Raw genomic sequence first — 14,829 nt, 5'->3', positions numbered from 1 at the left:
CCAGGTCGTCCCTCTGCCTCCTCGTTTCGACAGATCAGGCCGAGACCCTCGGCGGGGGCACGGGACAGCGCGCACACGGGTCTTCACTCCGGAATCTCGACCCCCGCGTCTTCGCAGGCGGCGCTCAGCTTCTCGATGTCGACGGTCGGGACGTCGTCGAGTCCCTCGATGGGCTCGTTCACGGCCGCCTTGATCGCAGTGGTCTCGGCGTCTGCTGCCGCCTTCGCCGCGAGCGTCAGCGCCTCGAAGTTCGCGGCGACGTCGTCAGAGCTCTCCAGGGCAACCACGAGCTGGTCGCAGGCCTCCTGCCCATTGGGGTCTCCGCTGAGATCGACATCGCTTCGACAACCAGCCGCGGTCGTTGCCGCCGCGGTCATGGCGGACGCGGCGACCATCGTCTTCGCCCACATGCTTCGTCCTCCAGCTCCGTCGTCGAGGTACAGGCGGCGGCCCAATCGGCGAACCTCGGTCGTGCCGGGTCATGGCAGGGCGAGCGTGAGCCCGCGGGTCTCGCTGGAGGTCGGCGGGCCGCTGCACGGCGCGTAGGTGAACTGCGCCCTGACGCGGAGCCGGCCCTCGCGCCGGAGAACCCGTAGGCCCGCCTCTGTCGGCCTGAGGATGATCGTCGCCGTCCCTGCTGTGGCGAGCTGCTGGCTGGATCTCCGGACCTCCGCCCCGTCCACTGGCGTGACGACCAACCGCCCCGCCGCGCCGGCCGTCACCTCGATGGCCATGGTGCCCGCGTCCAGATCCCTGACTCCGCGTCTGGCGACGCGGAACATCACGGTCTTGTTGATGTCCTCGGCCAGCACCGTGCCCGCACGGGTGCCGTCGGATCGCCACGGCTCCCGACCGTGGACACCGTCGTCGACACTCATGAAGAGCGTGCCGCCGACGTCGGTCATCGCGTAGAGGTTGCTGCGGCTGTGGGAGTACTCCTCGTGGGGGTCGATGTTCTTGATCCGCACAGTGCCCGACGTCGAACCGTCGGAGCGCCACAGCTCTCCGCCGTACTCACCGACCGGAGCCTGGAAGAACAGGTCCTCGCCCACTGCGGTGAGCTCGCGGGGTCCCCGATGCCTGGCGCCCGCGACGGTCTCCTCGACCATCACGGTGCCGCGCCGGGTTCCGTCGGACCGCCAGAGCTCGAACCCGTGGGTCCGGTCCCGGGCAGTGAAGAACAGCGTGTCGCGGACGGCGGTCAGGTCGTGGGGGTACGAGCTACCGCGACCTCTGCGGATGTCCTCGACCAGCACGGTGCTGCGTCTGGTTCCGCCCGTCCGCCACAGCTCTTCGCCGTGGACGCGGTCGTCGACCGTGAAGAACAGCGTCTGGTCGACGGCCGTCAGGTCGTACGGCGCACCACCTCTGGCCCCCTGCGGGACGATGTCCTTGACCAGCACGGTGCCGGCCTCAGTGCCGTCGGTCCGCCACAGCTCGTCGCCATGGACGTCATCATCGACGACGAAGAACAGCCTGTCGCCCAGACCGGTCCCGGTGTCCGGGTAGGAACCCTCGGGTCCCGCACGCAGGTCCTTGACCATGAAGGTGCCGGCCTCGGAGCCGTCCGAGCGCCACAGCTCGCCGCCGTGGACGCCGTCGTCGGCGGTGAAGTAGACCGTCCCGCCTGCCGAGGCCGCGTAGCTGGGGAAGCTGTCGGCGCGGCCCGGGTTGATGTCCTCGACCAGGACGGTGCCGGCTGCGGTTCCGTCGGAGCGCCACAGCTCCCGACCGTGGACGCGGTCCTCCGCCCTGAAGAACAGCGTGTCGCCCACCGCCGTGAGCCGTCCGGGGTTGATGCCGCGGACGCCCGGGATGCTGTCGGCCACCAGGGTCGTCCCCACCTCGGTCCCGTCTGAACGCCACAGCTCGCTGCCGTGCACGCCGTCGTGCGCCGCGAAGAGCAGCGTGCTACCCACCGCGATCGGCGAGCCGACCCTGGACCCGCGCGGTCCTTCGCGGATATCGGAGACCAGCGCCGTCCCGGCCTTCGTCCCATCGGAGCGCCACAGCTCAAGTCCGTGGGCGTCGTCGGTCGCGGTGAAGATCAGCACGGCGCCCGCGCTGACGTCGTCCAGGGCAGTCAGGAACGCGGGTCGGCTACCCCTGGTGTGGTGACGCCCGCACGGCGCAGCTGGGCCGGCAACGGAGGCCAGCTCTGTCTCCGCGGCCGAGGCATCCGGCGCCGCCGCTCCGAGACCGGCGCCGCTGACCGCCACCGCGGAGACCGCGGTCACCGCCCGCAGGCGGCGTCGGCGCCGAAGCACCTTCGCTCGGGACACCTGGTCGCGGCGCGCCTTCTTCCGTGCGCCGCACACACGTCGACTCATGGCCCTGGCCTCCCTCCGGAGTGCCCTCGTCCTCTGGTCGTCACGCTCCATGCAGAGGAGCACCACCGGAGGCCGACGGCATGTCAACCAGGGACCTTTCGACGGTAGCAACGTGCCGTCCGGTCGGGTATCGACCAGGTTGACCATTTCGGGCAGCGGTTCGGTGGCCACTCGGGCCGGGTACGCGTCGATCTGCCGTGACCTCGAACGCCGACAGTGCGCGCCGCGATCGGTGGATCAGCACCCATCGCCAGGTTGACCAACCTCAGCGATCAGACAGCTAGCTCCGGACGTCGCCACACCGGTGGCAGTGCCAGCACCACACCTTGCTGACCGGCTCCCCGCCCCACCGCTGCGCGGCACCGACGACGCGGACCTCCAAGGGCTCGCCGCAGGTGCACGTCCTCGACTCAGGGATCGCCGGCCACCAACGCCATCGCACCATCTGTCGATGGTGCCCCCGCGCACCTGCCAGCGCCATGGCACGTCGGGAGGATGTCGCGTCGGGTCGGCTGGGTGTTCAATGGGGGCATGGCCCTGAGCATGCGGGCTCATCTCGCCGACGCGGTGGGTCAGCTCGCCATCGAGCCGGTCCGCTTCCGGCTGCGCGCCTACCTCGACGGCGCCCCGGTCGTCGACACCCACGGCGGGATGTTGGTGTGGGAGCCGCGGCGGATCGTGCCGGTGTACGCGGCGCCGGAGGCCGACCTGCAGCTCGAGGTCCAGGCGACCGAACCACAGCCCGACCCGCCCTCGCTCGACGGCCTGCCGCGACTCCTCGGACCCGACAGCTTCGAGCCGCACACGACACCCGGGGTGGTGGTCGATCTCGTCGCCGGTCGGCGCCGGGTCCCCAGGGCCGGCTTCCGGCCCGCGGACCCGGACCTCGCCGGCCTGGTGATCCTGGACTTCGCCGCCTTCGACCATTGGCTGGCCGAGGACGAGGAGCTCGTCGGGCACCCGCACGACCCGTTCAAGCGGATCGACGTCCTGCACTCACGCCGACACGTCGAGGTCAGCCTCGGCGGCACGGTGCTGGCCGAGACCGACCAGGCCCTCCTCCTCGTCGAGACGCTCCTGCCGATCCGCTACTACATCCCGCCTGCCGACGTGCACCGCTCGCGGCTGACACCCAGCGACACCCGGAGCACCTGCGCCTACAAGGGCCACGCGTCGTACCTCTCGACCATCGACGGTCGCGAGGACGGACGCGATGTCGGCTGGACCTACCCGGATCCGCTCGACGACGCGGTTCCCGTCCGCGACCACGTCGCCTTCTGGAACGAGCGCACCGACATCCGGGTGGACGGGGTGCTCCAGCGCCGTCCGGTGACCCCGTGGTCGACCCCGGCCGAGCAGGCGTCGGCCGCCACGGATCGGCTGGAGTTCGGCTGAGCGGGCGGGCGTCTGCACGCAACGTATATATCCTCTATTCTTTGCTCCGAGTGGTCCGCTGAAGCCGATCTAGGAGCCGTCGATGAGTGCCGTCCTCACCAAGGGCAAGAAGTTCGCCCTGGTCCTGCCCTCGACCAACACGTCGGTGGAGCGCGAGTTCCACCACCTCCGGCCGCAGGACTGCTCCTGGCACACCGGCCGGATCATGATCAAGGCACCGGCGCTCGACTCGGCCAACGCGTTCCAGGCGTTCCGCGAGTGCCTCAACGAGGCGCTCCCGAGCGCGCTCGAGGTCGTGATGACCTGCCAGCCCGAGTACATCGTGATGGGCATGTCCGCCGAGACCTTCTGGGGCGGCGTGCAGGGCAACGCGGCGTTCGAGCAGGGCGTGCGCGAGATGACCGGCCTCGAGGTGACCACCGGGGCGACCGCCGCCGGGGAGGCGCTGAAGGCGTTCGGGGCCAAGCGCATCGGCGTGGTGACGCCGTACCAGCCGGTCGGCGACGAGCAGGTCGTCGCGTACTTCACCGAGCTCGGGTACGACGTCGCCGCGATCCACGGCCTGTGCTCGGAGTCCGCCACGTCGATCGCCGACGAGACGCCCGAGACGCTGCGCAACGCGTTCCTCGCGGTCGACGGCCCCGATGTCGACGCGCTGATCCAGTGCGGCACCAACCTCGAGTGCGTCGCGGTTGCCGCGGAGCTCGAGAAGGAGCTCGGCAAGCCGGTCATCGCGATCAACCTCGCCACCATGTGGCACGCGTTCCGCACCAACGGCATCGACGACAAGATCGCGGGCTACGGCTCGCTGATGGAGCTGCACTGATGTTCAACCACGTAGGCCACCTGACCCTCTCCCCCGAGGCCACCGACGCCCAGATCGAGGCGATCCTCGACGGCCTGCTCGGGCTGCCCGGCCAGGTCCCCGGACTCGTCGAGGGCCAGGCCGTCCGCGACGCCGGCCTGACCGAGGGCAACGCGACGCTGCGCTTCCACATGCGCTTCGAGTCCGAGGACGCCTGGCGCGCCTACGGCTCCCACCCGGCGCACGTCGCGGTCGTCACCGAGCACATCAAGCCGGTGCTCGCCGGCAAGGCGTTCGTGCAGTACGACGACGCCGCCGTGCGCTCCGCCACCGCCTGACAGTCCTGTCCTGGCACTGCGCCGCCGACCTCGACGCAGACGTCAGGTGCGTGGGACCTCAGCCACCCGCTCGAGCAGCCGCGCGCGCTCCTCGTCGGCCAGCGGCACGTCGAGCGTCGTGAGCCACTCGTCGAGCTCGCCGTCGCGCAGCGGCCGGTGCTCGGTCGGCTCGCCGGGCGTGCGGATCGTCAGCGAGTCGTGGGTGACCGTGACGTGCCGGCCGCGCAGGTGCTTGGTGATGATCAGCGTGGTCGTGAAGTGCGAGCCGGGGTACGTGCTCGTGTAGTGGTGGCCCTGCACGACGTCGAGCGGGATGACCGCGAGCTCGTCGGTGGTGTGCATGACCTCCCAACCGCCGTCGCGGTGGCGGCTCATCACCCAGCCGCCGTCGTCGGCCCTGGTGAGCCGGTACCGCCAGCCGGTCGGGTACTCGTCCTCCGCGCCGTCGGTCATCGGGAGCGGGCGCAGCGTGCTCATCCCGAACCCGGGGTCGCACAGCAGCCGCTGCCCGCCGAGCACCACCTCGACCATCATGTGCGTGCGCGCCTGCTGCGTGCCGTTCGCCGGGTCGCCCACCCGAGCGAGGTGGCGTCGTACGTCGTACCCGAGCCGCTCCAGCACCGCCGCGAAGATCGTCGAGTGCTCGAAGCAGTAGCCGCCGCGACCCCGCCCGACGAACTTCTCCTGCACGTCGTCGAGCGAGACGCCCGGGTGCTGGCGGAGCAGCACGTCGATGTTGTCGAACGTGAACGCTCGGACGTGCGCCTCGTGCAGCTCGGCGAGCGCCTCGGCGCTCGGCTCGCGAGCCGGTACGCCGAGGCGCTCGAGGTAGCCGTCGAGGTCGAGGTCGTCGATCCGCCAGTCGTCGCTCACCCACCCAGTCAAGCGCATCAGACCGAGAAGCGACCGACCATCTCCGCGAGGTCGTCGGACAGCCGGGCCAGCTCGGTCACGGTCTGCTGCGCCTGGGCGACACCCTCGGAGGTGGAGCCCGCGGCCTCGGCGACACCCGAGATGTTCATGGCGATCTGGCCGGAGCCGGTCGCGGCGTCGGTGACGTTGCGGTTCATCTCGTTGGTGGTGGCGGTCTGCTCCTCCACGGCCGAGGCGATGGTGGCCTGGAAGTCGTTGATCTGGGCGATGACGTCCGAGATCTGACCGATCGCCTCGACCGCCTCGGTGGTGTCGCCCTGGATGGTCTCGACGCGGCGGGCGATGTCCTCGGTGGCGCGGGCGGTCTCCTGGGCGAGCTCCTTGACCTCGTTGGCCACGACCGCGAAGCCCTTGCCGGCCTCGCCGGCACGCGCGGCCTCGATGGTCGCGTTCAGCGCGAGCAGGTTGGTCTGCTCGGCGATCGAGGTGATCGTCTTGATGACGTTGCCGATCTCGGCCGAGGAGTCGCCCAGCTTCACGACCGTGCCGTTGGTGCGCTCGGCGACCTGGACCGCCTCCGAGGCGACCCGGGCGGCCTCGTTGGTGCTGCGGGCGATCTCGCGGATCGAGGCGCCCATCTGCTCGGCGCCGGCGGCGACCGTCTGGACGTTGCCCGAGACCTGGTCGGCGGCCGCGCTGACGACCTGCGCCTGGGCGCTGGTCTCCTCCGCAGCGGCGGCCATGTGGCTGGACGCCTCGGCCATCTCGCCGGCCGAGTGGTTGAGGCTCCGCGCGGTGGTGGAGATGCCGCTCACGACCCCGGACATGTTCTCGACCGCCTCGTTGAGCGCCTCGGCCATCTGGCCGGACTCGTCGCGCGAGCGCACCGGCACCCGCGTGGTGAGGTCGCCGCGGGCGACGGCGAGCAGGCCACGGCGTACGGCGTCCAGGCCGGTCATGACGCGCGCCGAGACGAACCACGCGAGCAGGAGCCCGACCAGGATGCTGAGCGCGGCGACGATGATCGTGGTGCGCTCGGTCGACGCGCGGGTGTCCTCGATCGCGGACGTGCTCGCGGTCACCTTGGCGCCGACGGCCTCGCGGAGCTCGTCCAGCGCGGTCGAGATGGCGAAGAAGATGTCCCACTTGGGGCCGGCGGACACCTTGTCGCCCTCGTCGAGCCGGTCGGCGCGCCAGAGCTCGAAGATCTGGTCGTTGTAGCCGAGGAACTCCTTCCAGGCCGCGTCGATCTCGGCCAGGTTCTCCTTGCCCGCGGCGTTCAGGCTGTCGGGGTCGAGGCCGAGGATCTCCTTCTCGAAGCCGGCGACGCCGTCGTCGTAGTTGGCGAGGTTGTCGCCGTCGGTCGCGGCCGCCGAGGCGCCGCCGTCGACGCGCGACTTCCACGCGGTGATGTTCTGCCAGTTGGCCAGCCAGAGCAGCTGGTAGCGACCGCGCTCGACCTGCTGCTGGGTCGCCACCGCCTCGCTCCACTCCTGCTGGCGCTCGTCGATCGTGGCGCCGCCGCGCAGCGCGGTCGCGCCGACGACCACGGTGCCGAGCACCAGGACCCCGACGATCGCGAAGATCCGGACCCGCAGGGTGAGGTCGTTGAAACTACGGCGCTGCGATGGCATGCACGTCTCCTGTGTCTCGTCGCGGAGGCCACCCGGAGGACCCCTCGGCACCGTTCATCGGTACGGCGGACGGCGTCCTTTGCCGTGCGGTTGACGAAGGCGCGCGCGAGGTTCTGTCAGAAGTTGGCGCGCGCCGCACGTCGGCGCGCGAGATGTCACTCAGGCGAGGTGCAGGTCGACCCATTCGGGTGAGGTGCCGTCGAGCATGTAGCGGTCGTGCTCCTCGAAGCCCAGGTTCTCGGCGAACCTCAGCCCGCCCTCGTTGGCCGCGAGCACGACCGTCTCGATCCGCTCCGGCTCGAGCTCGGCGACCCGCTCCAGGACGGCGTCGTAGTACTCGGTGCCGAGACCCCGGCCGCGGTGCTCCGGCAGGATCCGCACGATCACCGTCGCGATCCGCTCCTCGCCGGCCGGCGGCCGCAGCGTGGCGTTGCCGACGAGTACGTCGCCGTCGTACGCCAGCGTCAGCTCGTTGCGGGTCATCCGCTCCCGCACGTCGTCCTCCGACAGCGGGTCGGCCGGGATGATCCGGTTGTGGATCTCGGCCCACGCACCGGCGGTCGCGTCGGTGACGGGGACGACGGTCAGCTGCATCTCGGCATCCTCCCACCGCAGCTGCGTCCGCGGCCTATCGCGTACGGCGCTCCGCCCAGGCCGCACGCGCCGCAAGCTCGTCGTGGTTCATCCGCGCCAGCACCCGCAGGTCGGCACCGGCCGGGAAGTAGCCGACCCGACGGCGCTCGAGTGCGCTGACGTACCACCAGGGCGGCCGCATGTTCGACTTCCTCCGATTGTGGCCGCTGCACAACGCCTGGCCGTTGCTGAGGACCGTCGGGCCGCCGCGTGACCACGGGTAGACATGGTCAGCCTCGGTGGCGGTCTCCCGACACCGGCCCCAGGCGAGGAAGACCTGCCCCTCACAGCGCCCGCCGGCTCTGCTCATCACCGTCTCGCGAGCTGCGAACCGGAACCCCCTCCACGGGTCGCGCCGCTGGAAGGGCCGGGGACCTCGGCCCGGTAGCGGGGCCGCGATGGCCAGGCACAGCAGTCCGATCGCAACGATCAACGGCATCCATGGCCGTAGAACGTCGATGAGCGAGGTTGCGACCGCGTCCGTCACACAGGGGTTGTCGGTCGTTCAGCGTCCCGAGTTGACCGATCTGACCGTCGGACTCAGCCCTGGCGATCACGCCAGTCGTCGACGGTCGCCTCGAGGGCAGCGGTGAAGTCGACGACGACATCGCGGAGCAGACGCGCCTTGTGGAGCGCGTTGCGCGCGGTGGCCTCGTCGCTGGCGGCGAAGTCGATGGTCGCGATGCGGCCGCAGTCGGCGACGGTGAGCTGGGCGTCGATCGAGTACTGCGGGGCACCACTGAGGGGACGGAAGACGTCGATCTGACAGTCCGCCAGGACGTACGCGCCCGCGTGGAAGCCGCGCCGGTTGAGGAACCGGCGCCGGTAGAAGCGCTTGGTGGTCATGTGAAACCTCTCTGTCGCCCGACCCTGGCGGTCAGGCTGGGTTCGTCGGCTTCACGAGCCACCTCCTCTGGTGCGGTCCTGCCGGCTGGTGACGACACCCTAGGGACCGGCTCCGACGCTCGCACCCGAATTCGTCGCGACGCACGAACCGCGGCGACCCACCACGGGGCAGGGTGGCCCCATGGCGACGACGCTGGTGATCACCGGGGGCACGGTCTACGACGGCAGTGGGAGCGAGGGCGTGCGGGCCGACGTGGCGGTCGAGGGCGACCGTGTCGTCCAGGTGGCGCCACCGGGGCAGCTGCCGGACACGCCGGGAGCCAGGCGGATCGACGCGACGGGACTGGCGGTGGCGCCCGGGTTCGTCAACGTGCTCAGCCACGCGTGGGGGTCGCTCCAGCAGGACGGCGCCGGTACGTCGGACCTGCTGCAGGGCGTGACGACGCAGGTGTTCGGCGAGGCGTTCTCGCTGGGGCCGGGCAACGACGACGTGCGCGAGATGGTCGGCGCGCTGGCCGGTGGACACGAGGAGGGCGGCGTACGCCTGGTGTTCGACCACCTCGCCGACGGCCTCGACCACCTCGAGCGGAGAGGCGTTGCGCAGAACGTCGCGAGCTTCGTCGGTGGCCACAACCTGCGCGTGCTCGGCGCGAGGTTCGACGACCGCCCGCTCTCCGCGCACGAGCTCGATCGCCTGGTCGGGCTGATGCGCGAGGAGATGCAGGACGGCGCGCTCGGGATCGGGACCGCGCTGATCTACCCGCCCGGCAACTACGCGAGCACCGACGAGCTGATCGCGGTCTGCGGCCCGGTCGGCGAGTACGGCGGCACCTACATCTCCCACATGCGCAGCGAGGGCGACGAGTTCCTCGAGTGCCTCGACGAGCTGCTGCTGATCGGCGAGCGCGCGGGGTGTCGCGCGGAGGTCTACCACCTGAAGGCGGCCGGCCGGCGGAACTGGCCGAAGATGGCGCTCGCGATCGAGAGGATCCAGGCCGCCCGCGACGCCGGCCGCGAGGTCGGCGCGAACATGTACCCCTACACCGCCGGCGGTACGGCGCTCGCCGCCTGCATCCCGCCGCGGTTCCACGACGGCGGCCCGGACGCGCTCGCCCGCCGGCTCGCCGACCCCGTCGTACGCCGGGAGATCGCGGCCGCCATGAGCACCGAGAGCGGCGGCGGCTTCGAGAACCTCTTCCTCGCCGCCAGCGAGGGCGAGGGCATCCTGTTCTTCTCCGACCTCTCCGACGGGACGCCCGCCCGCGGCCGGCACCTGTCGGACCTCGCCGGCGAACTCGGCCTCTCCCCCGCCGACACCCTGCTCGAGATCGTCGCGCGCGACGCCGAGACCGGTGTCGCGTACTTCCTCATGGACGAGGCGAACGTCGAGCTCGGCCTGGCCCAGCCCTGGGTCTCGCTCGGCTCGGACGCCGAGGCCTACGCGGCCGTCGCGCCCCACACCGACGAGCCGACGCACCCGCGCACCTATGGCACGTTCGCGCGGTTCCTCGGCCACTACGTGCGCGAGCGCGGCGTCACCGACTTCGCCGACGCCGTACGCCGCCTGACCTCGCTGCCGTGCGACGGCCTCGGCCTCCGCGACCGCGGCCGTCTCGCGCCGGGCGCCTACGCCGACGTCGTGGTCCTCGATCCGAGCACCGTCATCGACCACGCGACGTACGACGACCCGCACCGCTACTCCACCGGCGTCCACCACGTCGTGGTCAACGGCGAGCCCGTCGTCGAGGCCGGCGCCGTCCTGGAAGCGCGCCCGGGCATCCGGCTGCGTCGCGGTGCGTAGCCCAAAGTGGTCATGACCGGGTCTCTCCGCGACCGCTAGCTTGCGAGGATGAGCGAACTCCTCTGCGCGTGGCCCGCGAGCGACTTCTCGGCCGTCGCGATCTACACGGGCGAGAACCGCCTGGTCCGGGTCCAGGGCCGCGGCAGCTGTCCGCAGACCGGGTTCTCGGTGACGCTCGAGGCCGTCAACCCCGGCATCGTGCCGGAGCCCCACCGGCTGCACCTCGGTCTCGTCGAGAAGGCTCCGGCCAACGGTGGGTACCAGATCACCGACGTCGAGATCGACGCGACCTTCGACGTCTCCCAGGAGGTCACCGAGGTCGCGATCCGGGGTGTCGGCGCGATCCCTGTCCAGGAACCGGCCTAGGGCTCCTCGGTGCTGCGCGAGTCGGTGAGGGTCGAGGCGCCGTAGCCGGCGACGAGGCCGACGACGACCGCGAGCAGCGCGTAGGTGACCCGCTCGCCGTGGAAGAACGACTGCACGAGGTCGCTGCTCCAGACTCCGTCGGGGAGCTGGGTGGTGACCAGCGCGGCGATCATCGTGCCGATCACGGCGGTGCCGACGCTGGTGCCGACCTCCTGGGCGGTGTCGTTGAGCGCGGTGCCGATGGACGTGCGGTTGGCCGGCATCGCGTCGACGAGCGCGACCGCGCAGATCGTCATCACGGTGCGCAGGCCGATCGTCATCAGCACCATGCAGGCGGCGATGGCGGCGTACCCGTGGAAGACCGCCCAGGACATGCCGGCGAGTGACCCGCCGAGGAACGCGGCGCCGACCAGGCAGGCGATCCGGTGGCCGTACCGCTTCGCGAGCCACTCCGAGAACGGGGTCGCAGCGATCATCGTGACGATGATCGGCAGGTTCGCCAGGCCGGCCTTCACCGGGCTCCAGCCGTAGGCGAACTGGAAGTGCAGGATCAGCCCGAACATCACGCCGGCCATCGCGATCGCCGTGCCGATCTGGGCGATGGAGGCACCGCGGACGGTGCCGTTCGAGAACAGCTTCAGGTCCAGCATCGGCTCGGCGGTACGCCGCTCGTGCAGGACGAACCCGATCCCGGCGACGATCGCGCCGACCACCGACGCGACGGTGACCGCGGAGAGCCAGCCGTAGAGGACGCCGCTCGTCAGCGACCAGCAGGCGAGCCCGATGGTCGTGATGCTGAGCACCGCGCCGGGGAGGTCGAGCCGGTCGTTCGTCAGGTCCTCGGGCCGGTCGGCGGGGACGCCGAGCCGCACGCCGATCGCCGCGATCAGCGCGATCGGCGCGTTGACGACCAGCAGCCACTCCCAGCTCACGTGCGCCAGCGCGGTGCCGCCGAGCAACGGGCCGAGGACGAACCCGGACATGCCGACGACCATCATCACGGTGATCGCGCGCATCCGGAGCGCCTTGTCGTCGAAGAGCCGGAACACCAGGGAGTTCGTGATCGGCGCCATCGCCGCGGCCGCAATGCCGAGCACCGCCCGCAGCGCGATCAGCTCACCGGCGGTGCTGACGGCCACGACGCAGAGACTGACCAGCCCGAACACCGCGAGCCCGACCAGCAGCACCCGGCGGCGACCGAGCCGGTCGGCCATCGAGCCGGCGGTGAGCAGCAGGCCGCCGAAGGTGAGCGCATACGCGCCGGTCACCCACTGCAGCGCCGCCGTGCCGCTGCCGAGGTCACGGCCGATGGTCGGCAGGGCGATCGACAGCAGCGTGTTGTCGACCATCTCCACGAAGAACGCGAGGCACAGCGCGGCCATCGGGATCCACGCGGCGCGCAGGGAGGGATAGGTGCGCGACGGAGCCGGGAGCGCAGTGGTGGTGGTCATGCGCCGACCGTAGGTTCGGCCGCCTTCAGCCCGGTTTCACACCGGTTTCACGCCCTGGACCCTGCGGTGCCAGGATGTCCGCCGTGGATGCCGGAGCGATCAGGATCGTCGAGGTCGCCCCCACCTCACCGCCGGCCGAGCAGGCGCTGCACGCCTACCTCGACGACGTCGCCAGCCGCTACTACGGCCGACCGGCGACCGACGCCGAGCTCGAGGCGGCGCTGGCGGAGCACCCCACCGACGATCTCGTCGCCCCTCATGGCGTCTTCCTCCTGGCGATGCTCGACGACGAGGTCTGCGGATGCGTCGGTCTCGTCCGAGTGGAGGACCAGGTCGGCGAGGTGCGCCGGCTGTACGTCGGCCGCGAGCACCGGAGGCTCGGGCTAGGGCGCCGGCTGATGACCGAGGTGGAGCACCGCTGCCGCGCGATGGGCATGGTCGAGCTCCGTCTCGACACCCGCCGCGACCTCGTGGAGTCCCAGCGGCTCTACGCGTCCCTGGGCTACCGCGAGACCCCGCCCCACTCGGGCGGCCCGTACTCCGACCACTGGTACCGCAAGCGGCTCGCCTGACCGGACCTCAGACGAGGTTGACGGCCCGCACCGACTCGGCGTCGATCGCGTGCTGGATGTCGGCGAGGGTGTCGGCGGGGATCGCGGTGTCGACCGACAGCGCGACCAGCGCCTGGCCGCCCGGCGCCTGCCGCGAGACCTGCATGCCGGCGATGTTGATGCCGGCGTCGCCGAGGATCACGCCGACCGTTCCGACCATGCCCGGGCGGTCGCCGTACGTCAGGAACGCGAGGTGCTCGGTGGGCTCGAGGTCGACGTCGAAGCCGTTGACCTCCACCAGCCGCTCACGCTGGCCGATGCCGATCAGCGTGCCGCTGACCGAGACCTGCGAGCCGTCGGCGAGGGTGCCGCGGATCGTGATCAGGTTGCGGTGGTCCGGGCTCTCCGGGTCGGCGACGAGACGTACGGCGGTGCCGCGCTCGGCGGCCAGCAGCGGCGCGTTCACGTACGACACCTGGTCCTCGACGATGTCGGCGAAGATCCCCTTGAGGGCGGCGAGCTCGAGCACCTTGACGTCGTAGTCGGTGATCTCGCCGCGGACCTCGACGTCGACCTGCTGGGCGACCTCGCCCGCGAGGCCGGTGAACACGCGACCGAGCTTCTCGGTGAGCGGGATGCCGGGGCGCACGTCCTCGGCGATCACGCCGCCCTGCACGTTGACCGCGTCGGGGACGAGCTCGCCGGAGAGCGCCAGGCGCACGGACCTCGCGACCGCGATGCCGGCCTTCTCCTGCGCCTCGTCGGTGGACGCGCCGAGGTGCGGGGTGGCGACGACGTTCTCGAGCTCGAACAGCGGGCTGTCGGTGCACGGCTCCTCGGCGAACACGTCGAGGCCGGCCGCAGCCACACGGCCCTCCTTGAGCGCGGCGTACAGCGCGGACTCGTCGACGATCCCGCCGCGCGCGGCGTTCACGAGCACCAGCGACGACTTCACCTTGGCCAGCTGCTCGGCGCCGATCAGGCCCGCGGTCTCCGCGGTCTTCGGCAGGTGCACCGACATGAAGTCGGCCTCGACGAGCAGCGTGTCCAGGTCGACGAGGCGGACGCCCATCTGGGCGGCGCGGCCGGCCTGCACGTACGGGTCGTACGCGACGACCTTCATGCCGAACGCGCTGAGCCGCTGCGCGACGAGCACGCCGATGCGGCCGAGGCCGACGATGCCGACGGTCTTCTCGTACAGCTCGATGCCGGTGTAGCGCGAGCGCTTCCACTCGCCGTTCTTCAGCGCCGCGTGCGCCGGCGACACGTGCCGCGCGGCCGCGAGCATCAGCGCGACGGCGAGCTCGGCGGCGGAGACGATGTTGGAGGTCGGGGCGTTCACGACCATCACGCCGGCCATCGTGGCGGCGCGCACGTCGACGTTGTCCAGGCCGACGCCGGCCCGGGCGATCACCTTGAGCCGACGCCCGGCGGCGAGCGCCTCGGCGTCCACCTTGGTCGCCGACCGGACCAGGATCGCGTCCGCGTCCGGGATCGCCGCGAGGAGCTCGTCACGGTCCGCGCCGTTGCAGTACCGGATCTCGAAGTCCGGCCCGAGCGCCTCGACGGTGGCGGGGCTGAGCTCTTCGGCGATGAGTACGACGGGCATGGTCACAGCGCGGGTCCTGACGGGGTACAGATGAGCAGACGGACGCACGACGCTGTGCTCCTTCGACTGTACCCGACCCCCTCCCGTTAATCGCTGGAGTCCACAGGCCGTCGCGACGTACCCTCGTCCGGTCCCATTCCCGTCGAAGGCAGGTCGAGTTGCTCCGTTGAGGTGACCCGCGTCCCCGTGGTCTCGAG

At 71.1% G+C, this 14,829-nt stretch carries 15 protein-coding genes and 1 pseudogene; 6 read left to right on the top strand and 10 right to left on the bottom strand.

Annotated elements, in window-relative coordinates:
- Positions 1–83 precede the first annotated feature (83 nt).
- On the bottom strand, positions 84–410 hold the full coding sequence (locus MJ604_RS04745) for a hypothetical protein (RefSeq protein WP_243057144.1): 327 nt from the start codon (positions 408–410) through the stop codon (positions 84–86).
- A 69-nt stretch (positions 411–479) separates the two neighbouring features.
- The gene (locus tag MJ604_RS04740; protein ID WP_243057143.1) at positions 480–2,330 is read right to left on the bottom strand and encodes an ELWxxDGT repeat protein; all 1,851 of its coding nucleotides are present in this window, start codon (positions 2,328–2,330) and stop codon (positions 480–482) included.
- 531 nt (positions 2,331–2,861) lie between these two features.
- Here MJ604_RS04740 and MJ604_RS04735 point away from each other — a divergent pair.
- The 3 genes from MJ604_RS04735 (at position 2,862) to MJ604_RS04725 (ending at position 4,868) form a co-directional block, all read left to right on the top strand.
- Complete coding sequence (locus MJ604_RS04735; RefSeq protein ID WP_243057142.1) at positions 2,862–3,725, top strand: DUF427 domain-containing protein; 864 nt, start codon at positions 2,862–2,864, stop codon at positions 3,723–3,725.
- A gap of 82 nt (positions 3,726–3,807) precedes the next feature.
- Positions 3,808–4,551, top strand: coding sequence for a hypothetical protein (locus MJ604_RS04730; RefSeq protein WP_243057141.1), 744 nt, complete (start codon positions 3,808–3,810; stop codon positions 4,549–4,551).
- The gene (locus MJ604_RS04725) at positions 4,551–4,868 is read left to right on the top strand and encodes a Dabb family protein (protein ID WP_243057140.1); all 318 of its coding nucleotides are present in this window, start codon (positions 4,551–4,553) and stop codon (positions 4,866–4,868) included. The genes MJ604_RS04730 and MJ604_RS04725 overlap by 1 nt, the downstream gene beginning before the upstream one ends.
- 42 nt (positions 4,869–4,910) lie before the next feature.
- Here MJ604_RS04725 and MJ604_RS04720 read toward each other — a convergent pair whose 3' ends face one another.
- From MJ604_RS04720 to MJ604_RS04700, 6 genes and pseudogenes are all read right to left on the bottom strand, one after another.
- Positions 4,911–5,741, bottom strand: coding sequence for an arylamine N-acetyltransferase (locus MJ604_RS04720; protein ID WP_243057139.1), 831 nt, complete (start codon positions 5,739–5,741; stop codon positions 4,911–4,913).
- 17 nt (positions 5,742–5,758) lie between these two features.
- On the bottom strand, positions 5,759–7,375 hold the full coding sequence (locus MJ604_RS04715; protein ID WP_243057138.1) for a methyl-accepting chemotaxis protein: 1,617 nt from the start codon (positions 7,373–7,375) through the stop codon (positions 5,759–5,761).
- 159 nt (positions 7,376–7,534) lie between these two features.
- Entirely contained in the window at positions 7,535–7,969 is a 435-nt protein-coding gene (locus MJ604_RS04710) for a GNAT family N-acetyltransferase (RefSeq protein WP_243057137.1), read from the bottom strand.
- Between the two features lie 34 nt (positions 7,970–8,003).
- Positions 8,004–8,150, bottom strand: coding sequence for a hypothetical protein (locus MJ604_RS04705; RefSeq protein WP_243057136.1), 147 nt, complete (start codon positions 8,148–8,150; stop codon positions 8,004–8,006).
- A gap of 12 nt (positions 8,151–8,162) precedes the next feature.
- Positions 8,163–8,318 (bottom strand): annotated as a pseudogene (locus MJ604_RS24395) (HNH endonuclease); the annotation flags it as partial.
- 230 nt (positions 8,319–8,548) lie between these two features.
- The gene (locus tag MJ604_RS04700) at positions 8,549–8,854 is read right to left on the bottom strand and encodes a hypothetical protein (protein ID WP_243057135.1); all 306 of its coding nucleotides are present in this window, start codon (positions 8,852–8,854) and stop codon (positions 8,549–8,551) included.
- Between the two features lie 181 nt (positions 8,855–9,035).
- Here MJ604_RS04700 and MJ604_RS04695 point away from each other — a divergent pair, with 181 nt between their 5' ends.
- Positions 9,036–10,655, top strand: coding sequence for an amidohydrolase family protein (locus MJ604_RS04695; RefSeq protein ID WP_243057134.1), 1,620 nt, complete (start codon positions 9,036–9,038; stop codon positions 10,653–10,655).
- Between the two features lie 48 nt (positions 10,656–10,703).
- Positions 10,704–11,021, top strand: coding sequence for a hypothetical protein (locus MJ604_RS04690; RefSeq protein ID WP_243057133.1), 318 nt, complete (start codon positions 10,704–10,706; stop codon positions 11,019–11,021).
- Here MJ604_RS04690 and MJ604_RS04685 read toward each other — a convergent pair.
- Positions 11,018–12,472, bottom strand: a complete 1,455-nt coding sequence (locus MJ604_RS04685) for an MFS transporter (RefSeq protein ID WP_243057132.1) — start codon at positions 12,470–12,472, stop codon at positions 11,018–11,020. The genes MJ604_RS04690 and MJ604_RS04685 overlap by 4 nt on opposite strands.
- 83 nt (positions 12,473–12,555) lie before the next feature.
- Between MJ604_RS04685 and MJ604_RS04680 the strand changes: the two genes are divergently transcribed.
- Positions 12,556–13,044: a GNAT family N-acetyltransferase gene (locus MJ604_RS04680; protein WP_243057131.1), complete on the top strand. Its 489-nt coding sequence runs from the start codon at positions 12,556–12,558 to the stop codon at positions 13,042–13,044.
- A 7-nt stretch (positions 13,045–13,051) separates the two neighbouring features.
- Here the strand turns inward: MJ604_RS04680 and serA are convergent, their stop codons facing one another.
- Complete coding sequence (serA, locus tag MJ604_RS04675) at positions 13,052–14,632, bottom strand: phosphoglycerate dehydrogenase (RefSeq protein WP_243057130.1); 1,581 nt, start codon at positions 14,630–14,632, stop codon at positions 13,052–13,054.
- Positions 14,633–14,829: the final 197 nt, after the last annotated feature.

Origin of the sequence: Nocardioides sp. SR21 (assembly GCF_022761125.1) — a bacterium.
Taxonomy (GTDB): domain Bacteria; phylum Actinomycetota; class Actinomycetes; order Propionibacteriales; family Nocardioidaceae; genus Nocardioides.
The sequence above is the reverse complement of the archived record's forward strand: the minus strand, read 5'-3'. Positions and strand labels throughout refer to the sequence as shown.